Consider the following 22,254-nt stretch of genomic DNA (forward strand, 5'->3'; position numbering starts at 1 on the left):
CACTCCATTTCACCCCCGACGGCCCGGTCTGGGGCGCCGATGTGCTCGACGAGACAGTCGCGACCTCCTGACCCGATCGCGGCCACGGGTGGAGGATGGTGCGGTCGGGGACGTTGCTCCGCGCGAGAGGACTGACATGGCCATCCCGAGTCCTGGCTACTCGATCACCGTGCGGGTCGAGGTGCCTGCCGCCGCCAACGCGACCGCCGCCCTGACGACCGCCGTCTCCTCGACCGGCGGTGCCCTCACCGCCCTCGATGTCGCCGAGAGCCGGACCGACCGCCTCGTCGTCGACGTCACGTGCGACACCCGCGACGAGGCGCACGGGCACCTCATCACCGAGGCGATCGCGGCGATCCCCGGCGCCGTCGTGCACAAGGTCAGCGACCAGACCTTCCTGCTCCACCTCGGCGGCAAGATCGAGGTCAACCCCAAGGTGCCGCTCAAGCACCGCGACGACCTCTCGCGCGCCTACACGCCCGGCGTCGCGCGCATCTGTCGGGCCATCGCCGAGCACCCCGAGGACGCCCGTCGCCTGACCATCAAGCGCAACACCGTTGCCGTCGTCACCGACGGGTCGGCGGTGCTGGGGCTGGGCAACATCGGCCCGCTCGCGGCGCTGCCGGTCATGGAGGGCAAGGCCGCCCTCTTCAAGCAGTTCGGCGGCGTCGACGCGTGGCCGGTCTGCCTCGACACGCAGGACTCCGACGCGATCGTCGCGACCGTCCAGGCGATCGCCCCGGTCTACGGCGGCATCAACCTCGAGGACATCTCTGCCCCAAGGTGTTTCGAGATCGAGGCGCGCCTGCGGGAGCTGCTGGACATCCCCGTCTTCCACGACGACCAGCACGGCACGGCCATCGTCGTCCTCGCCGCGCTGAAGAACGCCCTCCGCGTCGTCAACAAGTCCATCGACGACGTCCGCATCGTCGTCTCCGGCGTCGGTGCAGCCGGCCACGCCATCATCCGCCTGCTGCTCACCCAGGGGGCACGGGACATCGTCGCGTGCGGTCGCACGGGAGCGGTCCACAACGGCAACGAGGGGATGGAGCCGTTCCGCCAGTGGATCGCCGACCACACCAACGCGCGCCACGAGAGCGGCTCCCTCAAGGAGGTGCTCGTCGGCGCCGACGTCTTCATCGGTGTCTCCGCTCCCGACCTGCTCACGGGCGACGACATCGCCACGATGGCACCCGACGCGATCGTCTTCGCCCTCGCCAACCCCGTCCCGGAGGTGGACCCGATCGCCGCGAGCGAGCACGCCGCTGTCGTCGCCACCGGCCGTTCGGACGCCCCGAACCAGATCAACAACGTCCTCGTCTTCCCGGGCTTCTTCCGCGGGCTGCTCGACGCCCACGTGTCCGACATCAGCGACGCGATGATGGTGGCGGCGGCCACGGCCATCGCCGACTCGGTCCATCCCGAGGAGCTCAACGCGAGCTTCATCATCCCGAGCGTCTTCGACGCCTCCGTGGCACCAGAGGTGGCCGCTGCCGTATGCCGTGTCGCGGGTCCGCCGAAGCCGTGACCATGCAGCGTCAGCTCCGTCGCGCGGGTGGTCACGTCTCCGTCGTCAGGGCGCCTGCAACAGGTCGATGAGCGACTGGGCCTCCTCGTCGCAGGCGGAGCACCCGCGCAGGTGCGCGGTCATGGCCGCGTCGAGGTGCTGCGGGTCATGGACGGCCGCCTCGGCGTAGGTGTCCATCCGCTCGAAGCACTCCTCGCACGACAGCCAGGGCGTCGTGTCTTGCAGGAGTGACTCGACCGCGTGGTCGGTGAGGACGTCGGGACGTGGTCCGGGTGTCTGGCTCATCGCGTGCCTGCCGAAGAAGTGGGGGAGACCTCGTGGTCTGTCGGGGAGATCGGGGACGCCTGCGGCAGTTGGGCTGGGCCCACTTGTGACACAGGGAGATAGCCGGTTGCGACGAGCTCGCTCCGCAGGCGTGTGCGCACGTCGTGGAGCGTCTTGTAGAGGGCCCCGCGACTGGTGCCGAGGCGCTCGGCCAGGACGTCGATCGGGACGCCGTCGACGAGGAGGGCGACGGCGATGCGTCGTTGGTAGGGAGTGAGGACGCGGCTCATGGCCCGGGCCACGGCTCCCGCGAGGTCGATGCCCTCGGCAGACAGCTCCGGCCCCTCGTGCGCCGGCGACGGTCGCAGCTCCACGTCGCGCAGCTCGACCTCGCGGTGCTGCCACTGCAGGCGTCGCACTTCCGTCGCAGCTTGGAGGATGGCGAACTTGAACGCCCACGTCGTGAAGCGGCTTCGCCCCTGGAAGGTGTGGAGCTTGCCGAGGAGGGCGGTCATCGCCTCGTCGGCGGCCTGGTTGACGATGACGTCGACGGCGCCGGGCGACGGGTCGGGCAGCGCCGCCCGCATCCGCCACACCTGGTGACCTGCCGCGCGGATCATCAGCGCGTGGAGCTCGCGCAGCGCCGTCGACTGCTCCGGGCCGGTGCCGCCGAGCGCCGACACCCAGTCCCGCGGTTCGGGGTCACCGACGGGAGCACGCGAGTCGGCCTCCGACGCCGGCGGAGCTTCGGCGTTCCGCGAGGAGTCCCTCCGCACCGCCGTCATCAGAGCGCCCGTGGCTCGTCGACTTCGGCGTCGACCGGCGCGAGGATCCGGGCGGCGAGCTCGGGCGGGCAGCCGGCGTCGACGAGCTCGAGCAGGGCGTGTAGGTCCACGCGCTGGCGGGACAACGACCTGGCGAGGGCCGCGGGGAAACCGGCTTCGCGCAGCCGGCACCGCCGCCACTCGACGACGTCGAGCGGCGGACCGGGCGAACGGCAGGGAGCGGGAGAGACGTGCGGGCGGGACTGGTCGGTGAACATGCCTTGTTTGCCGCCGCGAGGGGCTCTCGTCTTACCGACGACGGGCGCTCGAGCGTCGGTAAGACCTGCGACCGCTGATGGCGCTAACACTCCGTCAGCGTCCCATCCCCGAGCCCCGGTGTCTCCGGAGCGACGGGTTCGGACACCGCACCACCCGTCCAGGAGGACCCATGGTCACCACCGGAAGCCACCGCTCGATCCTCGAGACCCAAGAACGCTCGCGACCGCAGAAGAGCGACCCGGCGTACCAGGCCTATGCCGTTTTGCGCACCGCCTTCGTGGTCGCGCCGATCGCCTTCGGCGTCGACAAGTTCAGCAACGTCCTCGTCCAGTGGGACCAGTACCTCGCTCCGGTGCTCTCCCGGCCGCTGCCGGTCACACCGCACCAGGCCATGTATGCCGTGGGCGTCGTCGAGCTCGTCGCCGGCCTCGTCGTCGCCTTCCACCCGCGCCTCGGCGCATTCGTCGTGGCCGCCTGGCTCGGCGGGATCATCCTGAACCTGCTCCTCCTCCCGGGCTTCTATGACGTGGCGCTGCGTGACTTCGGGCTGCTGCTCGCTGCCGTGGCACTGCAGCGCCTGGCCACCCGGTTCGACCCCCGCCCACTGCTGTGGCCCCTGGGCCGGGGCTGAGCCGTGACCACGGCGTTCGTGCTGACGGGCGGTGGCAGTCTCGGCGCCGTGCAGGTCGGCATGCTGGCTGCTCTTCACGAGTGCGGGGTCGAGCCCGACCTGCTCGTCGGCACGTCCGTCGGGGCGGTCAACGCCGCCCACCTCGCAGGTCCGGCCGGACCTGCAGGCGCCGCGGGGCGCAGCAGCGGCTCGAGCACGGCCCGGCGGCTCGAGGAGCTCACCCGGCTGTGGCTGAGCATGCGGCGCCATGACGTGTTCCCGCTCGATCCGCGGCGCTGGCTGGCCGCGGCGCGTGGTGGGCAGCCGTCGATGTTCCCGGGGACGGGACTCGAACGGCTGCTGCAGCGCCACCTCGGCTACGACACCCTCGAACGGGGGCGTATCCCCGTGGAGGTCACCGCCACCGACCTCGTGACGGGCAAGGGGCTGGTCCTCAGCACCGGGTCCCCGGTCAGCGCCGTCCGTGCCAGCGCGGCCGTGCCCGGCGTGCTGCCGCCCGTGGTCCGAGACGGCAGGACCCTGGTCGACGGGGCGATCGGCGACCTCGACGTCCTGGCCTACACGGCAGCGCACGGCGTCACGGACATCTATCTCCTGCCCGCGGGCTACTCCTGCGCGGGGACCCCGCCGAGGACGGCCCTCGGCATCGCGTTGAGCTCTCTGAGCCTGTTGCTGCACCGGCAGCTCATCGCCCAAGTGCGGGGCTACACCGGCGCCGCCCGGCTGCACGTCGTCCCGCCGCTCTGCCCGCTGTCCGTGTCGCCGGCCGACTTCACGCAGACCTCGGTCCTCGTGCGTCGAGCGCACCAGAGCACCAGGGAGTGGCTCGAGGCCCGGCACGGCGAGAGCGGCCAGGACGACGCGAGCGTCCTCGCCCTGCACACCCATTCCGCGCCGACATCCAACCGAGCCGACCACCTCGATCGACCGCACCAGCATCGACGATCCGATGCGCCACAGGAAGGCCTCGCACTGTGAATCCGTCACTCTCCCAATCGGACCCATCGGCCATGCCCCACCAACGCACTCGGCCGCCGTGGTCGGGCACCGGCGCCGTCGCCGAGCCGGACCTCGAACGCGCAGCCGTCGGTGCGCGGCTCCTGCTCGAGGCACTGGGGGTCGACCTCGACAACGAGTCGCTCGCCCGCACACCCGAACGCATGGCCGGGTCCCTGGCCGAGCTGATGAGCCCCCGCCCCTTCCACCTCACGACGTTCCCCAACGACGGCGGCTACGACGAGATGGTCGTCGCGAGAAGCATCCCGCTGCGCTCGCTGTGCGAGCACCACATGCTGCCGTTCGTCGGGACTGCCCACATCGGCTATCTGCCGGGCGCCCGCATCCTCGGCCTGTCGAAGCTGGCCCGGGTGCTCGAGCACTTCGCCTCGCGGCCCCAGGTGCAGGAGCGGCTGACGGTCCAGGTGGCCGACTGGCTGGCAGCCCAGCTCTCACCCGTCGGCGTCGGCGTCGTCATCGAGGCGGAGCACCTGTGCATGACCCTGCGCGGTGTGCAGGCACCCGGGACCACGACCATCACGTCGAGCCTGCTCGGGGTGCTGCGGGAGGACTCCCGCTCCCGGGCCGAGTTCCTCGCCCTGACCCGGTCACCCGGCTGAGCGGCATACGTCCTCGGCTACCGCGCAACCGCCGCGGCGCACCGATGTGACGAGCGGATCAGGAGGAGTCGCACCAGTCGTCAGGACGCGGTGAGAGCCTGAGAGGGACGCGAGAACCATCCCGCGCCACGAGCCCGTAGCTGGGCGGTCCCCCGGAAGGACAGTGGTCATGATCGCGGTCATCGGCGGCACCGGCCGCCTCGGTCGTCTCGTCACCGCACACCTCGTCGAGGCGGGTGAGCAGGTTCGAGTGGTCGCTCGCTCGGCTCCCGCGACACGAGTGCCGGGAGCCCACTTCGTCGCCGCGGACCTGCGCCGGCCGTCGACCCTGGCACCTGCTCTCGACGGAGCCGACGTCGTCGTGGCGGCGGCCCACGGCATGGACCTTGTCGCCGGGGAGTCGCCGGGCGAGGTCGACCGGGACGGGAACATCGCGCTCATCGACGCGGCCCGAGTGCGGGGTGCCGACGTGGTCCTCGTCTCGGTGATCGGTGCGGCCGCCGGCCACCCGATCGAGCTGCACCGGATGAAGTGGGCGGCCGAGGAGCACCTGAGGGCGAGCGGCGTCGCCTGGACGATCGTGCGGGCCTCGGCCTTCGCCGAGATGTGGGTCGAGACGCTCGAGCAGTCGGCGCACGACGGCAAGGGGCCTCAGGTGTTCGGCCACGGCGAGAACCCGCTCAACTTCGTCAGCGTGCAGGACGTGGCCGCCGCGGTGGCGCGGGCTGCGACCGACCGGACGTTGAGGGGCAAGGTCGTCGAGGTCGGGGGTGACGACCTGACGTTCAACGAGCTGGCTCGTCTCGTGTGCCCCGGCCGGGCCCCCGCCACGTGCCGCGCCTCGCCCTGCGGGTCATGGGTCAGGTGGCCCGACCGGTCCGTCCGTCGTTGGCCCGACTGGCGCGGGCCGGCCTGGGCATGGACCGGGCCGACCTGCGGTTCGACGCGTCGGCCGACCACGCGGCATACCCGTGGCTGCCCCGGACATCGGTGCGCGAGGTCGCGCACCGTGCCGCGTCCTGAGTGGGGACGCGTCCGTCAGGCTGCGTGACGCCGATGGGTGCCGGTACGCACGACGGCACCCCGTGGGATGACCTCGTCGGTGTCGACGCGGGCGCCGTCCCAGACGTGGGTCTCGGTGCCGACCTTTGCGCGGGGACCGATCCTGGCATCGCGTCCGATGACGGCACCGGCCGCGACGTGGGCGCCGGTCCCGACGGTCGCCCCGGCGTGCACCGTGGCCCCGCGCTCGATCCAGGCGCCGCTCGCGACGCGGACGTCGGGGCCGACCACGGCGCCGCGGTCGACATACGCGGACTCACCGACGTAGGCCGTCGGGTCGACGTGGGCGTGCGACTCGACGAAACCACCACCGTTGTCGTGGCGGGCGTAGCGCAGCACGGTTCCGTTGTCCTCTTCGAACTCCTCGTACTTCCTTCGCCTCATGGTGCACCCCCTTCGGGTTCGTCGTGGGCACGGTGCCCACGGGTTCCACGTGCCGTTCAACGTTCACGTGTACTTGAAGATTCCGATCGCCCGGCGAGCCGGACCGTCGGTCACTGAGGAACGTCGTACCCGCGACGACAGTTCCATCGGCACCCGTCTCAAGCCTCGACCGGGCGCCTCTGGCGCGATCGGCGGGGCGGCATACGGTGGAAGGATGAACTTCCGATACCTCGGCAACAGCGGACTCAAGATCTCCGAGATCACCTACGGCAACTGGCTCACCCACGGCTCGCAGGTCGAGAACGACGTCGCGACCAAGTGCGTGCAGGCCGCGCTCGACGCCGGCATCAGCACCTTCGACACGGCCGACGTCTACGCCAACACCAAGGCCGAGACCGTCCTCGGCGAGGCCCTCAAGGGTGAACGGCGCGAGAGCCTCGAGATCTTCACGAAGGTCTACTGGCCCACCGGACCCGGCGGCAAGAACGACACCGGCCTCTCCCGCAAGCACATCATGGAGTCCATCAACGGCTCGCTCGAGCGGCTCCAGACCGACTACGTCGACCTCTACCAGGCCCACCGCTACGACACCGAGACGCCGCTCGAGGAGACGATGCAGGCGTTCGCCGACGTCGTCCGTCAGGGCAAGGCGCTCTACATCGGCGTCAGCGAGTGGACGGCCGACCAGATCCGCGAGGGCGTCACTCTCGCAAAGGAGCTCGGCTTCCAGCTCATCTCGAGCCAGCCGCAGTACTCGATGCTGTGGCGCGTCATCGAGGGTGAGGTCGTGCCGACGTGCGAGGAGCTCGGCGTCAGCCAGATCGTGTGGAGCCCCATCGCCCAGGGTGTGCTCACGGGCAAGTACCAGCCCGGCCAGCAGCCGCCCGAGGGCTCGCGTGCGGCCGACGAGAAGGGCGGCGCCGACATGATCAAGCGCTTCATGAACGACGACGTCCTGACCCGCGTGCAGAACCTCAAGCCCATCGCCGACGAGGCGGGCCTGACCATGGCCCAGCTCGCCGTCGCCTGGGTGCTCCAGAACCCGAACGTCGCTGCGGCCCTCGTCGGCGCCTCGCGTCCGGAGCAGGTCGCCGAGAACGTCAAGGCCGCCGGTGTGAAGCTCGAGCCCGAGCTCATGACGAAGATCGACGACGTCCTCGGCAACATCGTCGAGAAGGACCCGGGCAAGACGAAGGAGACCGCGCCCCAGCAGCGCGTCGCCTGACCCTCCCGCAGGGGGCACCACCACCGAGGGCGTATGCCGTCCGCCACGTTCCCGTGGGACGCGCCGGACGGCATGCGCCCTCCTTGTCGTACCCGCCCGCTACGGTCCCGCCACGGTCACCTGGTCGTCCGGGCCCACCCGGGCTGGGGACAACGTCGGCACGGGTCCCTCCGTCCGGACGACCATGACGGCATGACCTTCGAAGACCTGCCCCCTCGGGCGAGCCAGATACCCCTGACCAACCGGCGAGTCGCCGCTGATGTCATCGACCTGATCATCGGCGATGCCGACCGCGAGGTCGGGTGCGTCGCCGTCATGGTCTGCGACTCCCAGGATCGCGGGATCCAGCCGATCCTGCTCCACGACGTGCCGGTGGGCGCCGCGATCGGGGACCTCGAGCGACTGCTCGAGATGCTGCTCCCGCTCGTCGCCGCCAGGGACGGCTCGGTCCTCATCGGTCGTGGTCGACCTCGGGGGGTGGCACCCGACGACACCGAGCGGGCGTGGCACCAGATGGCGATCGACCGCTGCGCAACGCACGGGGTGGGTCTGCTCGGCTACCTCCTGGCGACGGCCGACGGCGTCTTCCGCCTGCCCGACCCGCTCTCGGCTGCGTCCTGACGCTTGGCCGGTCTGCTCGTCGGGTGGTGGCTCAGGCAGACGGTGTGGCTCAGAAAGGCGGCGGGTCGAACGCCGCCGGTGGGTCAGAGGCCACCGGTGTTGGCGTGATCACCGCGGCATCACGAACGGCCTCGAGCCAGTCCTTCGGATGGGTGTCGTAGCGGCGAGCAGCCTTGGTGCGCCAGCGAACCCGGTCGCCCTCACGACTCACCAGCCAGTGACCGTGGGTGTGCAGGTTGTGGTGGGCGCGGTGCTTGCTCGTGAGGTTCGCGACCTCGGTCCGGCCCGAGGGCCACGGTGTGTCGTGGTCGAGGTCGCAGCGGGCGGCGGGCACGGTGCAGCCGGGAGCGCGGCAGGTGCCGTCGACGGCTTCGACGTGGGCTCGCATGGCCGGCGTCGGCTGGTAGGCCCTCGTCTCGAGGTGCAGAGCGGCGCCGGTGTCCGCGTCGACGGCGAGGCGTCGCCAGGTCGAGCCGTCGTTGAGCATGATCTGGCGGGCGTGCTCGGCCGTCACCCAACCGTGGCCGCGCACCTCGCACGGAGCGTCGGTCAGGCCCACGGCTGTGGTGAACGGCACCACGAGGGTGATGGCGGCGGCGGGCCGACGCCCGAGTCGGGAGTACCACTCCTCCTCCGAGCCCTCACGGCGCGCCGTGCCAGCCACCGGAGAACCAGGCGCCGGAGCAGTCGGGGAGGGGTCTGTCGGCCAGCCGAACATGAGGGTGTCGGTGATGACGTCGGCGCGCAGGGTGTCGAGGTCGCGGGGGTCGCCATCCGCACGCGCAGCCCGTGCCAGCGCGTCGGCCCGCTCCATGGCGGCGATGATCTTGTCGGCGTCGTTGATGACGGTGAGCATGCCGAGGCCGTCACCGGTGATCTGCGCGTGCGCTCCACGTCGGCGCCTGGCCGTCCGCCGGCGCTCGGCTGCGTCGCGATCTGCCGCGAGGCAGGCCCGGGTCAGCCGCTGCCGGAAGAGGGTGGGGGAGGGAGGGGCGCCGTCCTTGAGTCGCAGCGACGCCTCGACGATGCCCGGTCCGCACTCGACCGGCAGCGAGGCCAGCTCGCCCTGGATGGTGCACGCGCGGTAGAGCGACACCTTGCCCCGCTGGAGCCGTCCGCGCAGGGCGGCGGCGCCCGGAGTGCGGGCGGTCGCCAGATCGAGGCGGGCGCGGACCTCGTGGTGGCCCAGGCCGGTGGACGTGCTCACCTCCATGGCTGTCAGCTCGTCCGCATCGACCCAGCCGGGCGGCTTGGGGCGGCCGAGGCCCGCGAAGCGGGCCAGCTCGCTGGACTCGATGGTGGAGCGCAGCCGCGCAAGTGCCTCGAGTCCGACGGCGTCGAGCACGGCCTTGCAGCGCTCGACGGACTCGAAGACCCGGAGGTCGGCATCCGCCTCCGACTCCAGCTCCGTGAGCGCATCGCCGGCCTCGATCGGGGAGAGGTCGTCGGCGACGGCGTCGATGAGCTGGGTCACCAGGCCGGGCAGGACGTGCGCGAGGACCGACCCGGCAACCCCGCGACGAAGGGTCCGCTCTAGGAGAGGAAGGTCGCGTTGGCGCCGTCGTCCACCACTGGCAGCGCGTGGGCGATAGAGGTCGGCCAAGCGGTCGAGGTCGACGACGGCGTCGCCCGCGTGGGCAGCACCGACCACCGAGTGGGTGCTCACCGCCATCGCGCCGTCCATGGTCCATTCGAACATGTGTTCTGCATATCTGCTTAGGTGAAGTCCGGTATGCCGGTTTCTGTGGGCTTGAGGAGGTCCTTGAGTGGGGGGGTCGGTGTCGACGGCCTGCTCGAGCAGCCGGTAGAAGAGCAGGCCGCGGGACTTCGCGTTCCGCCGGTTGAAGCGGAAGGTGTACTCGTCGAGGTAGTAGGGCAGGTGCTGCTCCTCGACGCGGAAGTGCAGGGTGCCGATGAGCCAGCGCTTGAGCAGTGAGGCGACCAGGTGCACGCCAGGCAGGACGCTGGCCTTGTCGGGGGCGGAGTAGCCGAGGGTGAACTCGTGGGTGTAGCCGAGGTCGGCGAGCCGGCGCAGGGTGCGGGCTCCGTCGGTGCGGACCGTTGAGCCGGGCTCGATGACGGTGGTGGCGAAGTCGACGAGCTGGGACGTGCCGGGGTGGTCGGCGACAGCGAGCCGGACCCGGCCCAGGCGGCGGGTTTCGTTGTGCTCTATGGCGATCATGACGGCGACCTTGTCGCCGTAGCCGCCATGACTGTTCGCGGTGACACCGCCGATCATCGTCTCGTCGAGCTCGACGATCCCGGACAGCTTGTCGCGTTCGGGGCGGACCATGGCCCGGCGCAGCTTGTGCATCCAGGCCCACGCGGTCTCGTAGGAGCCGAACCCGAGGACGCGTTGCAGCCCGAGGGCTGACATGCCGTTCTTCTGCGAGGTCAGGAACCAGATCGCGGCGAACCAGGTCGACAGCGGCGTCCGGGTCCGGTCGAAGATCGTGCCGGCAGTCACCGACGTGCGCCGCCCGCACGAGCGGCACATCCACAACCCGGCCCCGGTGCGCCAGAACTCCCGCGCCCCACACTTGGGGCAGATGAACCCGTCCGGCCACCGCAGGCCCGCGAGGTAGTCCAGGCACGACTGGTTGTCCGGGAACCACTCCAGCAGCTGCTGGTACGTCGCCGGGTAATCCACTCCCCGAACCGGATTCGTGGTCATCCACAGATGCTACTTCACCCAAGCAGATATGCAGAACATGTGTTCGACTCATGGTCAAGGGGTTGGAAGGGCCGCGACCGAACGACACGGATCCACCCTTGCGCTTCTCGCCTGCCGGAGAGGAACGTGCCAGGGATGGACGTCGCCATCGATCAGCTCTTCGCCCTCGCAGCCGCCGAGTGTGCTCGTCACCGCGCCACCGTCGCCGACCGGCCCGTCCACCCGCGGGTCGCTCGGGAGGTCATGGACGCCGCCTTCGCGACGCCGCTCGGGGCCAAGCCCACGGACGCCCGTCGCGTCGTCGAGGAGCTCCTCGCAGCCGCGAGTCCCGGCCTAGTCGGGACCGTGGGTCCACGCTTCTTCGGCTTCGTGATCGGGGGCGCCTCGCCCGCGGCGACGGCGGCCGACATGCTCGCCGCCGGCTGGGACCAGTGCGCGTACAACGAGGTGCTCTCGCCGGCCGCGGCGGCCGCCGAACGGGCTGCAGGTGGGTGGGCCAAGCAGCTGCTGGGGCTCCCGGCGACGGCAGCCGTCGGCTTCGTCACCGGCGCGCAGGCGGCGAACACCGTGGGCCTCGCCGTGGGGCGGCAACGCGTGCTGGCGGATCGCGGATGGGACGTGGCCCGGGACGGACTCTTCGGGGCGCCGCGGGTCGCGATCGTCGCGAGCGAGGAGCGCCACGCCACGATCGACCGGGCCGTCCGTCTGCTCGGGTTCGGCACCAGCAGCATCGAGCCCGTCGCCTCGACGTCGCAGGGGGCGATCGACGTCGACCGTCTGCGCACGACGCTCGACGCGCTCCGGGACCGGCCGCTCATCGTGTGCCTGCAGGCCGGCAACGTCAACACCGGCGCCTGCGACGACCTGCGCGTGGCGACGACGCTCGCCCACGATCGCGGGGCGTGGGTCCACGTCGACGGCGCCTTCGGGCTCTGGGCCGCGGCGACTCCTCGGACCGCTCACCTCGTGGACGGCGTCGAGCTGGCCGACTCGTGGGGCACCGACGCCCACAAGTGGCTCAACGTGCCCTACGACTGCGGACTCGCCTTCTGCGCCGACGCGACGCTGCACGCCGCCACGATGTCGTATGCCGCGTCGTACCTCACCGGGTCGGGCGCCCTCTCCGACCCCGTCCTGGGTGACCTGACGCCCGAGTCCTCAAGGCGTGCACGGGGATTCGCCGTCTGGGCGGCGATGCGAGAGCTGGGTTCCGATGGCGTTGCTGAGCTCGTCGACCGATGTTGCGCCCTGGCCCGGCGCATGGCCTCGCGTCTCGAAGCGGGGGGCGCCACCGTCCACAACGACGTCGTGCTCAACCAGGTCCTGGTCAGCATCGGTGACTCGGCCGGCACCGACACCGTGGTCGACGCCGTGCAGCGTGAGGGCACGTGCTGGGTGGGTGCCACGACGTGGCACGGCCAGCGGCTCATCCGCGTGTCGGTGTCCAACGCGACGACGACGGAGGCTGACATCGACGTCTCCGCGGACGCCATCCTCAGAGCCGCGCGGGACGTCTGAGTCGCGCGCACCCCAGGTCCACCGTCCGCACGCCCCGGTCCCATCCCACCGGCAGCCGGCCCTCAGCCCGGGGCGCCCGCCCAGTCCGACAGTGCCTCGAGGAGGTAGCCGGCCAGGCGTGCCTGATCAGGCACCACGTCGGGATCGGCCACGACGGTGACTCCGAGCGTGCCGGCATACGAGAGCACGTCGAAGGTCACGGCGACGTTGCCCGGCGTGACGGCGACGGGGACGACGCTGCTGACGACACGGTCGCAGAACCGCCACGGCTGCGCCGGTCCGCGCACGTTCGTGACGAAGGTGTTGACGAGCCGCTGGTGGTCGACGAACCAGCGGAACACGCCGAGCCGGGCCAACGCCCGGAAAGCGACACCCAGAGGGGCCGCCGAGGCGGCACGAGGGCGACGGCGCTGGTCACGCGTCATGCTCGCGATGGTCTGCAGTCGTGTGCCGGAGTCGACGTTCAGGGGGAGCCGGAAGGGGACGACGCCGGTGTCGTTGCCGAGACGGCCGGCCTCGGTCCCCGCGCGACCGGAGTAGGGCACGGACACGACGAGCGAGTCGACGGTCTCGCCTCGGTCGCAAAGGAACCCTGACAGCGAGTCGGCCACGGCCGCCAGCACGAGGTCGTTCACGGTGACGCCCAGTCGGTGGGCAGTGGCGACCAGGTCCGTCAGCGGGACGGTGACGACATGCAGACGACGACGGGCACCCGTCGGCCGGTTGAGCGAGGTGCGGGGACAGAGACGGGGGCGCGTGCGTGCGAGCCCCAGGTCCTGCAGGCCCGAGCGAGCCAAGCGGGCGCGGGCCGCCAGCGACGTCACACCCCCGGCTCTCGACCGCCACGCCTCGGCAGCAAGGGTGGACGCCGACGGATTCGGCCGAGGAGGGTGCGGCCTGAGCCCGGCATCGACGGGCGAGGAGTCCGCGAGCGCTCCCAGCATCGCCAGGCCGCCGAGCCCGTCGGCCAGGACGTGGTGGACGACGACCACGAGAGCCGCGCGACCATCGTCCAGCCCCGTGACCCAGACGCAGCGCCACAACGGTCGATCGCGCGGCAGCCTGCGGCAGGTGGCGTCCGCTGCGACGTCCCAGAGGTCCTCGTCCTTCTCGACGTGTCGCCGGCCGACGTGGCGGTCGATGGCGAAGTCGGGGTCGTCGGCCCAGTACGGTCGCCCGCACCCGGGAGGGGCGCGGCGCAGTCGCTGTCGCAGCCTCGGAACGGCGTCCGTCCAGGCCGCGAGCACCCCTGTCACGCGGGCCGGTTCGAGCTCGGCACCGTGGTCGACGACGAGCACCGCGGCGATGTTCATCGCTGCCGACCCGCGGTCGCTCACCAGGGTCGTCAGGTCTCCGGCGCTGAGCCGGTCGACGTCGCTCGTCGCCGAGCGTGCCCGCCCGGGATGGGCCGTGTACATGCTTCGACGCTAGGCCGGGCGCATTTCGGCGACCACCGTTTGCGAGCGGCGCCACGTGTCTGTCGGGTCACCCGCACGCACGCACGCACGCACGCACGGACGGACGCGTCGAGCCGGTCGCCCCCGCCGACCCGGGAAGCCATACCCGAATCCAGCGTTCTCCCAGCGTGCACCCAGCAGTTCCTGACCACCTCTTGACCTTCCGGCTCGTAGCCCCCCGCCCGGGTGAGTCGTTGGACAGGTCGAGCGAGGACGCCGGTCGTCGCTCGACGGCCTCGGCCGGACACCTCGGGGGTGCCCTCTTCCTCGGATCCAGGAGCTGCCAGCATGTTGCCCACGCTGTCCCGCAGGACCCCGTCCCGTTCCATCCCGGTCGTCGCAGCGGCCGGACTCGTCTGCGCCCTGGGCGTGGCGGCACCGGCGCTCGCCGCGACGCCCGACTCGGGGACGGTGTCCGACACCAGCACGAGCGTGCAGTGGACCGCCGGGCCCTTCGCTGCGCCGAACGTCACCGGGACCACCGGCGACGTCACGTGCGGTCCGGGGCTCTGCGACGACTTCGCCCTGCACGTCTCGACGCCGAGCACCTACGGCGACACCCACCAGCTCACGGTCAAGGTCGGCTGGGCCAACGCCGCCGCCGACTTCGACATCTACCTGCTCGACCGGACGGGCGCGGTCGTGGCGTCCTCGGCCTCGAGCGCGGACCCTGAGACCATCGTGACGCCCCCGACGAGCGGCGACTACACGGTGCGGGTCGTGCCCTACGCGCCCCTCGGTGAGTCCGTCACGGGGACCGCGACCCTGACCGAGGTCCCGGCCAACCCCGCCCCGAGCACCGCCACGCCGCCCACCTACAGCCAGTACGGCGCCCCCGAGTCCTTCGGAAGGGCCCACGACGCAGGGGAGCCGTCGATCGGCAGCAGCCACCCGACGGGCGCGACCTTCTACCAGGCGCTCTACGACACCTACCGGGCCACGTGGGACGACAGCGCCAGCCCGTCCAAGGTCACCTGGGCCGACGTCTCGGCGACGCCGGCCAACGGGTGCGCCACCGGCGGCTCCACCTCGCTCGACCCGATCGGCTTCACCGACCCGAAGACGGGCCGCGTCTTCGAGAGCCAGCTCGCGGGCAAGACCTCGCTCATGTGCTACTCGGACGACGAGGGCAAGACGTGGTCTCCCAGCCAGGGCGGTGGCCTGAACTCCGGAGTCGACCACCAGACGGTGGGCGGCGGTCCCTACTCGACCGCCGGAGTCGGGGCGCTGCCGACCTCGACCTACCCGAACGCCGTCTACTACTGCAGCCAGGACATCGCCGATGCCAACTGCGCGTCGAGCCACGACGGGGGCGTGACCTTCGGGCCGGCCGTCCCGATGTACTCGCTCCTCGACTGCGGTGGCCTGCACGGGCACGTCAAGGTCGCTCCGGACGACGGCACCGTCTACGTCCCCAACAAGTCCTGCGGGGGCAACCAGGCCGTCGCGGTCTCCGAGGACGGCGGCACCACGTGGTCGGTCCGCAAGAACCCTGCCAGCACGGCCGGCGACTCGGACCCGAGCGTCGGCATCGGCGCCAAGGGCACGGTCTACATGGGCTACCAGGCCGCCGACGGCACGCCCCGCGTCGCCGTGAGCCGTGACAAGGGCAAGACGTGGACCGACGACCAGAACGTCGGGGCCGGTCTCGGTGTGCACAACACCGTCTTCCCGGTCGTCGTGGCCGGCGACGACGACCGTGCCTCTTTCGCCTTCATCGGGACGACGACGCCAGGCAACTACCAGGACGCGACGAACTTCACGGGCGACTGGCACCTCTACGTCTCGACCACCTACGACGGTGGCAGGAGCTGGGTCACGGTCGACACGACGCCGAGCGACCCGGTCCAGCGCGGTTCCATCTGCACCGGAGGAACCACGTGCGGCAACGACCGCAATCTGCTCGACTTCATGGACGCCACGGTGGACCGGACCGGACGCGTCGAGGTGGGCTACGCCGACGGCTGCACGGGTGCCTGCGCCAAGCCCGGTGGCGCCCAGAACTTCGACGCCTACGCCACCATCGCCCGCCAGCAGACGGGCACCACGTTGTATGCGGCATACGACGCCCTGCCCAACCTGACGCCGACGGCCCTGTCCGTGAAGAAGGGCGGCGGACTCTACGTCGCCTCGACCACCGTCGCGAACTCCGGCAAGGCCGCCGCGGCCGGTGTCACGACACGTCTGCTCGTCGACGGCGTGGACGTCGCCACGTCGGCGCCGGTCGATCTCGCGGCCGGTCGCTCGGCGTCGGTCGCCTTCCCCGGCGTGCGTCTCGGCAAGGGCACCCACTCGGTCGTCGTCGTGGCCGACCCCGACGGCCACATCCGCGAGTCCGACGAGGCCGACAACCGCCGAGCGACGCAGGTCACCCGGTGACGCGGCTCGCACGGGTGAGGCCGATGACCGCGGCCGCCCTCTGCGCCCTCGCCGCCGTGACGGTGCTCGGGGGGTGCGGAGAGGACGAGCTCGAGTCGGCGATGGCAGAGCCGGGGAGCACCGCGACGCCGGCCGCCCTGGTCTGCGCCAAGGACGCGAAGCCCATAGACCTGCCGCCCTCGTTCCCGACGCAGGCGACGGTGCCGGACGGCTACGTCGTGACCGGCGTGCAGGTCCGGAGCGCGGGCCGCACGGTCGTCACGGCCGTCTCGCCCAAACCGTTCAAGCAGACCCTCGCCGACATGCAGGCCGCCTACTCGACCCGCGGCTGGACGGCCTCCGAAGGGGAGGTCGAGGAGCGTGACGCCGAGTCGAACTTCGACGGCAACGGCGTGCGCGGCAGGTGGGCGATCCGCGAGATCCCGGACTGCGTGGACAACACCTCGGTGAGCGTGCTCATCGGAAAGTGACACCGGCGGCAGGGCGCGAGCAGCGCCCTGCCGCTGTCGCCCGATCCGTCGCCCGATCCGTGGCCACGCGTGCCATGTCTGGGCTGTCACAACTCCCTGCGGACCCATCGGCGGCGCGGGACGATGGGGGTGGCCGGAGCATGCGGCCCCGACCGACGTGGAAGGGGAGAGCGATGGACGCCGCAGTCAGCAGGGCGGATGAGACCATGAGCCACGGCATCGTCGTGGGCTACGACGGGTCGCCTGGTGCTCGACTGGCGCTGGACTGGGCCGTCGAGACCGCAAAGCGGGACGAGCGTCCCCTGACCCTGCTGCACTGCGTCGGGCTCACCATGACGCCGACCTTCCGTGCCTATGACCCCGGCGTGCAGGCCAAGGCGTACGACGAGATGTCTCGCGGAGTGCTCTCGGAGGCGATCGAGATCGCGGCAAAGGCGTTGGACCGCAAAGAGATCCACCCACTCAGCGTCATCGGGAGCGCTGCCGCGGAGCTCGTCGGTGTCTCGTCGCAGGCCGACCTCGTCGTGACGGGCTCCCGCGGGCACGGCGCCATCTCGGGCGGTCTGCTCGGCTCGACGTCGTATGCCGTCACCGCGCACGCGCACTGCCCCGCGGTCGTCGTGCGCGGGCAGTCTGTCGTGCACGCCGGTCCGTCGCACCCGGTCGTGGCGGCCTTCGACGACTCCAAGAACGCGCAGAAGGCGCTCGAGACGGCGATCCAGGTCGCGGTCGCCGCCGAGGCTCCGTTGCACGTCGTGGCCGTCGACAACGTGGGCGGCCTGGAGGCCTGGCCCGAGACGGACACCATGCTCGGGCGCGAGGAGATGATGGAGCAGATGCACCGCCGTGTCGGCGAGACGCTGAAGCACGTCGCGGACGACGCGCAGCGCGCCCACCCCGGTCTCCAGGTGCAGACCAACCTCCTCGGAGGCGGCGCGGGAGCCGCCATCGCGGCCTACGCCGTGGACGTCAAGGCGGGCCTCGTCGTCCTGGGATCGCGCGGCCACGGCGGCTTCACCGGGATGCTCCTCGGGTCGGTCAGCCACCGGGTGGTCCACGACGCACCGTGCCCCGTCATGGTCATCCACTGACGCGGACGTCGGCCCGGTTCGACTGTCCGGCAAGGAAGTTCGGATGTACCCGTCCAGGTCTGCCGATGGCCTCGTCGTCGTGGGCTACGACGGTTCGGCCGCGTCGCAGCGTGCGCTCGTGTGGGCCGCGGCGGTGTCACGTGACCTCGGTGACGAGCTGCGGATCATCCACGCCGTCGAGCTCGACCTGCTGCCGGGACGCCGCAGCCATGCCCTGCGGCCGTTGAGTCCCTCGCTCGAGATGGTCGCCGAGACGATGGTCGGGGGACCGTCGACGTGGCCCGGCAAACCGCTGGCGCGTTCGCGCGTGCGAGCCGTGCACGCCTTCGGCGGGCCGGCGGGGGAGCTCGTCGACGCCTCGATGACGGCCGACCTCGTGGTGCTGGGCACGCGTGGTCGCGGGCGGGCTCGAAGCGCGCTCATCGGCTCGGTCTCGAGCGCCGTGGCGGCCCGCGCCTACTGCCCGGTCGTCGTCCTGCACGATCTCGCGCACCCGGCCCGTGGGGCCCGTCGCGACGTCGCGGCGCCCGGTCCGGGCTGCGAGGTCGTCTGCGCCGTGACCCCGGCCGCCGACAGCGCGCACGAGGGTCGGGTCGAGCGACTGGTGTCTGCTGCCGGGAGAGTCGCGGCGGGGTGCTCGGCGCCGCTGCGCCTCGTCACCGTGCTGCCGTCGACGGCGGCCGGTCGCTCCGGAGGTCCCGGACGTCCCGGCCCCCGGCCGGTTCCCTACGACACCGAGGGACTGGTGCGCAGTCACCCGGGTCTCGAGGTGACGTCCCAGACCCTGCTCGGTGACCCGGTTGAGGCTCTCACGCGCACGAGCCGGGACGCAGGGCTCCTCGTCATCGGTGCGCCGCACACCGGTGGCGTGGCAGCGGTGCTCGCCGGCACCCCGGCGTACCGCATCATCCACGACGCCACCTGTCCGGTGATGCTCGTCCACTGAGCCCGCCGCGCGCCACCGCGGGCAGCTGCTTGGCAGGGACGTCAGGCAGGACCGCGTGGGTCCCGGGCCCGAATCGGTGCAACTCGCAAGGGATTCGGGTCCCGGGACCGGGCCACACGGCATACGGCCGCAGGGCAGGAGGGGAGACGTCAGGACGTGGGCGGGTGCTGGAAGCCCGGCCGTCCGGCGGTGCCGGCGGCACGTTCGACCGACCGACCCAGCCGACCCGCGGCGGCGCCGAAGGCGCTCACCCCACGGCCGCCGAGCGCTGGCGGCACGACGACGACGGGGCAGTGCGAGGACCGCACGAGCCTGCTGCCCAGCCAGCGCGCACCGACCTCGGTCGACTGGCCGGCGTCTATGACGACGAGGTCGGCGTTGCGGCTCTCCTCGACGAGGACCGCGCGCCGCTTGCCCGCCACGACCCTCGTCTCGACGAGGTGGTCGTGTCCGAGGACGCGTGCGACGTCCTCGGCCAGGCGCGCTGCCTCGACGGCGCGGGCGCCGTCGTCCGAGACGACCGACGGCACGCGGCCGCCGGTCGCCGTCTCGGGAGCGTGCGGGCGCCAGGCCCGCACGGCCACGACCCGGCCGCCGTGCAGCGAGGCCTCCTCGACCGCCCACCGCAACGCGCCGGGGGAGCCGCTGGTGGGGCTCACCCCGACGACGATGGTGTGGACGCGCCCGAGGTTCGCGACGTTCATGCGGTGGCCCCCGACTCCTCCGAGACCTTGCTCAGCGGGTCGGCGACGTCCTCGAGCGACTTCTGCTCCGCGTCGATGCCGATCACGAGGGCGACGATGCCGCCGAAGATCATGATCACGGCACCTGCGACGTAGCCCCACGTGAGCGGCATGCGGTCCTTGCCCTCACCGATGAGCGCGCCGTAGAGCACGGGCGCGACAGCGCCCGCGCACTGCGCCACGACGAAGAAGTAGCTGATCGCCTGGCCACGCACCTCGAGCGGGAAGATCTCGCTCACGGTGAGGTAGGCGGCCGATGCACCGGCGGACGCGAAGAAGAACGCCACGCACCAGAAGATCGTGTGCGTCGTCGCGTTGAGCAGCTCGGCGTGGAAGGCCCACGCCGACGCCAACAGCACGATGCCCGCGACCGTGTAGGTCCCGAAGATCATCTTGCGGCGGCCCACGGTGTCGAAGAAGTGGCCGAGCAGCAGCGGACCGAGCAGGTTGCCGGCCGCGAACGGCAGGAAGTACAGCGAGGTGTCGGCCTTGCTGATGCCGTAGAAGTTCGTCAGCACGAGCGCGTAGGTGAAGAAGATCGCGTTGTAGAGGAACGACTGCGTCACCATCATCGTCAGGCCCAGCATCGTGCGGCGCCCGTAGCGGTGGACGAAGACGTCCCACAGCACCTTGAAGCCCATGCGGTCCTCGGCCTTGACGAGGATCGCCTTGCTCTCGTCGACCTCGGGGATCTCCCCGCCCTCGCGACGCACGCGCTCCTCGATCTCGTCGACGGTGCGCTCGGCCTCCTCGGCGCGCCCGTGGGTGAGCAGCCACCGCGGGCTCTCCGGGATGTGCCGGCGCAGCCAGATGATCGACAGGCCGAGGATCGGGCCGATGAAGAAGGCCAGGCGCCAGCCGATGTTCTCGGCGACGTTGTCCGGGTTGAGGAGGTAGAGGTTGGCCAGGGCGCCGAAGAAGGCGCCGAACCAGTACGTCCCGTTGATCGCGATGTCGACGCGGCCGCGGAAGCGCGAGGGGATGAGCTCGTCGATGGCCGAGTTGATCGCGGTGTACTCGCCGCCGATGCCCATGCCGGCGATGAACCGGCAGACCCAGAGGAACCACATGTTCGGCGACAGGCCGGCGAGGCCCGAGCCGACGAGGTATATGACGAGCGTCATGATGAAGAGCTTTCGGCGCCCCAGCCGGTCGGTCATCCGACCGAACGTCAGCGCTCCGACGACCTGGCCGACAAGGTAGACCGTGCCGGTCAGACCGACCTGGGCGGCCGACATGCCGAGCGTCTTCTGGAAGCCGGACTCGGACACGATCTGGATCTCGAGGCCGTCGAGGATCCACGAGATCCCGAGCCCGAAGACGACAGACCAGTGGAACTTCGTCCACGGGAGCCGGTCCATGCGGGCGGGCACCAGACTCCTGACGGCCCCGTCCGTTCGTTGTGCGACAGCTTCGCTCATCCCATCTCCTTCGATCCGAATCGCTGTGAACCGTCGGGTCAGGGCGCGCGGCGCCGCGTCCTCACCGCGGGGAGTCGTACCCCCTCACGTGCACGCTGCAACACATTCCGGACAACCGGAGTCCTCGGACCGACAGCGCGCGCAGGGCCGCTCAGCCGCGGCGCTCGTCCTCGTCGTCGCCCTCCGCGACCTCGACCTGCTGCTCGACGAGGTCGCCTTCGTCCGCGACGGGCAGGGCGCCCTCCGTGGTCGCCGGACGGAGGGTGTCCGGGAAGAGCACGTCGGGGGCGTCCGTGTCGGGGCGGCCGGTCGAGAGCTCTTCGGCGACCGTGCTCTCGGGCTGGCCGCCGTCGAACTCGCTGGGGTCGGGGGTGCTCGGGTCGGTCGCACGTGAGGTGTCCATGCCGCTCCCGTACCCGGCCGGTCGCGAGCCGAACAGCGAGGGCGTATGCCGTCACCGGCGCCGAGCGTGCGACGGCCCGCGCGTGGTGGGTACGTCCCGGGTGAACACCGATCCGAGGAGGCCATGACATGCCTGCGAAGAAGCGCTCGACATCCCGGTCGGGCACCGACCTGCCGTCCACGCTCGAGCGGTCGCCGAAGAAGGCGCAGGAGACGTGGCTGGCCACGCACGACGCCGCGGTCGAGGAGTACGGCGAGGGCGAGCGCGCGCACCGGACGGCGTTCGCCTCGCTCAAGCACTCCTTCGAGAAGGTCGGCGACCACTGGGAGGCCAAGGACGAGAAGGGCCCGAGCGACGTCCAGGCGGAGCGCCGGGGAGCCGAGGCCCAGGCCCACCGCAACGACGGCGACTCGGCCGGGGGCGTCAACGCCAACGCGGCGAAGAGCCACCTGCTCGACGTCGCGAAGCGCCTGGACGTGCGTGGCCGGACCCGCATGACCAAGGACGAGCTCGTCGAGGCGATCCAGCGCGCCAACGACCGGGCCACGGCTGCGGCACGCAAGAAGTCGAGCTGACGAATCGCTCTGTCGCCCGGACGTTTTCGGCACCAACCGGTCGAACGGGATGAACCGCCCCGGACATCGGGCACACGGGCACTCAGGTTCGTCGGAGTCGGTTCTACGGACGGGCTCGACGTTCTAACGTGGTGAGCTGGGCCGCCGCAGGAGTCGGCCCAGCGGCGGGACGCTCATGCCGCCGCCGCGGAGGAGACAACCAT

At 71.3% G+C, this 22,254-nt stretch carries 21 protein-coding genes and 1 pseudogene; 13 read left to right on the forward strand and 9 right to left on the reverse strand.

Features of this window, described 5'->3' with window-relative positions; all coding sequences use genetic code 11:
- Positions 1 to 136 precede the first annotated feature (136 nt).
- Positions 137 to 1,528, forward strand: coding sequence for an NAD-dependent malic enzyme (locus U5C87_RS12600; RefSeq protein ID WP_330472915.1), 1,392 nt, complete (start codon positions 137 to 139; stop codon positions 1,526 to 1,528).
- A 45-nt stretch (positions 1,529 to 1,573) separates the two neighbouring features.
- On the opposite strand, the gene U5C87_RS12605 is transcribed toward U5C87_RS12600, so the two are convergent.
- From U5C87_RS12605 to U5C87_RS12615, 3 genes are read right to left on the reverse strand one after another with little or no spacing between them, the layout of a single operon-like run.
- Positions 1,574 to 1,813 (reverse strand): hypothetical protein, encoded by a 240-nt coding sequence (locus U5C87_RS12605; RefSeq protein WP_330472916.1) that lies wholly within the window; start codon positions 1,811 to 1,813, stop codon positions 1,574 to 1,576.
- Entirely contained in the window at positions 1,810 to 2,577 is a 768-nt protein-coding gene (locus tag U5C87_RS12610; RefSeq protein ID WP_330472917.1) for an RNA polymerase sigma factor, read from the reverse strand. Before U5C87_RS12610 ends, U5C87_RS12605 begins: the two co-directional genes overlap by 4 nt.
- Positions 2,577 to 2,834: a hypothetical protein gene (locus U5C87_RS12615; RefSeq protein ID WP_330472918.1), complete on the reverse strand. Its 258-nt coding sequence runs from the start codon at positions 2,832 to 2,834 to the stop codon at positions 2,577 to 2,579. Before U5C87_RS12615 ends, U5C87_RS12610 begins: the two co-directional genes overlap by 1 nt.
- A gap of 170 nt (positions 2,835 to 3,004) precedes the next feature.
- Here U5C87_RS12615 and U5C87_RS12620 point away from each other — a divergent pair, with 170 nt between their 5' ends.
- From U5C87_RS12620 to U5C87_RS12635, 4 genes are all read left to right on the forward strand, one after another.
- Positions 3,005 to 3,466 (forward strand): hypothetical protein, encoded by a 462-nt coding sequence (locus U5C87_RS12620; protein ID WP_330472919.1) that lies wholly within the window; start codon positions 3,005 to 3,007, stop codon positions 3,464 to 3,466.
- 3 nt (positions 3,467 to 3,469) lie between these two features.
- The gene (locus tag U5C87_RS12625) at positions 3,470 to 4,444 is read left to right on the forward strand and encodes a patatin-like phospholipase family protein (RefSeq protein ID WP_330472920.1); all 975 of its coding nucleotides are present in this window, start codon (positions 3,470 to 3,472) and stop codon (positions 4,442 to 4,444) included.
- A gap of 32 nt (positions 4,445 to 4,476) precedes the next feature.
- Entirely contained in the window at positions 4,477 to 5,082 is a 606-nt protein-coding gene (folE, locus tag U5C87_RS12630; RefSeq protein WP_330472921.1) for a GTP cyclohydrolase I FolE, read from the forward strand.
- A 169-nt stretch (positions 5,083 to 5,251) separates the two neighbouring features.
- Entirely contained in the window at positions 5,252 to 6,133 is an 882-nt protein-coding gene (locus U5C87_RS12635) for an SDR family oxidoreductase (protein WP_330472922.1), read from the forward strand.
- Here the strand turns inward: U5C87_RS12635 and U5C87_RS12640 are convergent.
- Positions 6,121 to 6,528, reverse strand: coding sequence for a transferase (locus tag U5C87_RS12640; RefSeq protein ID WP_330472923.1), 408 nt, complete (start codon positions 6,526 to 6,528; stop codon positions 6,121 to 6,123). The genes U5C87_RS12635 and U5C87_RS12640 overlap by 13 nt on opposite strands.
- A 214-nt stretch (positions 6,529 to 6,742) precedes the next feature.
- Here U5C87_RS12640 and U5C87_RS12645 point away from each other — a divergent pair, with 214 nt between their 5' ends.
- Both U5C87_RS12645 and U5C87_RS12650 read left to right on the forward strand, forming a co-directional pair.
- Positions 6,743 to 7,753: an aldo/keto reductase family protein gene (locus U5C87_RS12645; protein WP_330472924.1), complete on the forward strand. Its 1,011-nt coding sequence runs from the start codon at positions 6,743 to 6,745 to the stop codon at positions 7,751 to 7,753.
- 192 nt (positions 7,754 to 7,945) lie between these two features.
- Positions 7,946 to 8,374 carry a hypothetical protein gene (locus U5C87_RS12650; RefSeq protein WP_330472925.1) on the forward strand — a complete coding sequence of 143 codons (429 nt, stop codon included), beginning with the start codon at positions 7,946 to 7,948 and terminating at the stop codon, positions 8,372 to 8,374.
- 1,765 nt (positions 8,375 to 10,139) lie between these two features.
- On the opposite strand, the pseudogene U5C87_RS12655 reads toward U5C87_RS12650, so the two are convergent.
- Positions 10,140 to 11,048 (reverse strand): annotated as a pseudogene (locus U5C87_RS12655) (IS1595 family transposase); the annotation flags it as partial.
- 135 nt (positions 11,049 to 11,183) lie between these two features.
- Here U5C87_RS12655 and U5C87_RS12660 point away from each other — a divergent pair.
- On the forward strand, positions 11,184 to 12,566 hold the full coding sequence (locus U5C87_RS12660) for a pyridoxal phosphate-dependent decarboxylase family protein (protein WP_330472926.1): 1,383 nt from the start codon (positions 11,184 to 11,186) through the stop codon (positions 12,564 to 12,566).
- Between the two features lie 62 nt (positions 12,567 to 12,628).
- Here U5C87_RS12660 and U5C87_RS12665 read toward each other — a convergent pair whose 3' ends face one another.
- Positions 12,629 to 13,984, reverse strand: a complete 1,356-nt coding sequence (locus tag U5C87_RS12665; protein WP_330472927.1) for a wax ester/triacylglycerol synthase domain-containing protein — start codon at positions 13,982 to 13,984, stop codon at positions 12,629 to 12,631.
- A gap of 327 nt (positions 13,985 to 14,311) precedes the next feature.
- Between U5C87_RS12665 and U5C87_RS12670 the strand changes: the two genes are divergently transcribed.
- The 4 genes from U5C87_RS12670 to U5C87_RS12685 all read left to right on the forward strand — a co-directional run bounded on the left by U5C87_RS12670 (position 14,312) and on the right by U5C87_RS12685 (position 18,909).
- The gene (locus U5C87_RS12670; protein ID WP_330472928.1) at positions 14,312 to 16,402 is read left to right on the forward strand and encodes a CARDB domain-containing protein; all 2,091 of its coding nucleotides are present in this window, start codon (positions 14,312 to 14,314) and stop codon (positions 16,400 to 16,402) included.
- Positions 16,403 to 16,425: 23 nt separating this feature from the next.
- Positions 16,426 to 16,872 (forward strand): hypothetical protein, encoded by a 447-nt coding sequence (locus U5C87_RS12675; RefSeq protein ID WP_330472929.1) that lies wholly within the window; start codon positions 16,426 to 16,428, stop codon positions 16,870 to 16,872.
- Between the two features lie 206 nt (positions 16,873 to 17,078).
- Entirely contained in the window at positions 17,079 to 17,963 is an 885-nt protein-coding gene (locus U5C87_RS12680) for a universal stress protein (protein WP_330472930.1), read from the forward strand.
- A 43-nt stretch (positions 17,964 to 18,006) separates the two neighbouring features.
- On the forward strand, positions 18,007 to 18,909 hold the full coding sequence (locus tag U5C87_RS12685; protein WP_330472931.1) for a universal stress protein: 903 nt from the start codon (positions 18,007 to 18,009) through the stop codon (positions 18,907 to 18,909).
- Between the two features lie 149 nt (positions 18,910 to 19,058).
- On the opposite strand, the gene U5C87_RS12690 is transcribed toward U5C87_RS12685, so the two are convergent.
- The 3 genes from U5C87_RS12690 to U5C87_RS12700 all read right to left on the reverse strand — a co-directional run bounded on the left by U5C87_RS12690 (position 19,059) and on the right by U5C87_RS12700 (position 21,476).
- Positions 19,059 to 19,613, reverse strand: coding sequence for a universal stress protein (locus tag U5C87_RS12690; RefSeq protein WP_330472932.1), 555 nt, complete (start codon positions 19,611 to 19,613; stop codon positions 19,059 to 19,061).
- The gene (locus U5C87_RS12695) at positions 19,610 to 21,073 is read right to left on the reverse strand and encodes an MFS transporter (RefSeq protein WP_330472933.1); all 1,464 of its coding nucleotides are present in this window, start codon (positions 21,071 to 21,073) and stop codon (positions 19,610 to 19,612) included. Before U5C87_RS12695 ends, U5C87_RS12690 begins: the two co-directional genes overlap by 4 nt.
- A 151-nt stretch (positions 21,074 to 21,224) precedes the next feature.
- Positions 21,225 to 21,476, reverse strand: a complete 252-nt coding sequence (locus U5C87_RS12700) for a hypothetical protein (RefSeq protein ID WP_330472934.1) — start codon at positions 21,474 to 21,476, stop codon at positions 21,225 to 21,227.
- Positions 21,477 to 21,604: 128 nt separating this feature from the next.
- Here U5C87_RS12700 and U5C87_RS12705 point away from each other — a divergent pair, with 128 nt between their 5' ends.
- On the forward strand, positions 21,605 to 22,051 hold the full coding sequence (locus U5C87_RS12705) for a ChaB family protein (RefSeq protein WP_330472935.1): 447 nt from the start codon (positions 21,605 to 21,607) through the stop codon (positions 22,049 to 22,051).
- The last annotated feature ends 203 nt before the right edge of the window (positions 22,052 to 22,254 follow it).

Source organism: Terrabacter sp. C0L_2 (genome assembly GCF_036352015.1).
Lineage (GTDB): Bacteria > Actinomycetota > Actinomycetes > Actinomycetales > Dermatophilaceae > Terrabacter > Terrabacter tumescens.